The organism is Nakamurella sp. GG22, from assembly GCF_052976845.2.
In genome coordinates, this window is sequence record NZ_JBRIIO020000090.1 from 1 (window position 1) to 234 (window position 234).

Annotated in this window: 1 pseudogene; it reads right to left on the reverse strand. The window is 54.3% G+C overall.

The window, feature by feature from the left end:
* A pseudogene (locus ACVBEQ_RS28105) lies at window positions 1-234 on the reverse strand (ABC transporter permease subunit); the annotation flags it as partial.

Genomic DNA, 234 nt, shown 5'->3' on the forward strand with positions numbered 1-234 from the left:
TTCACGCATAACGCCATTGGCCGCTTCAATCAATAACGCACTGCCGCCGGGCAACGCCGTCAGTTGATAAGGGGGATGATCGCCGAGAATACGGCTCTCTTTTAGCTGTAACTGGGTATCGTTTATTTGATAGCGGGCCAGCCGATTACCTGCCAGCAGGTACAGTTGACGGCCGTCCGGCGTTAATACCAACTGCTGCACCGCGCTATTAAGCGGGTGTTCACTCAGTTGTGG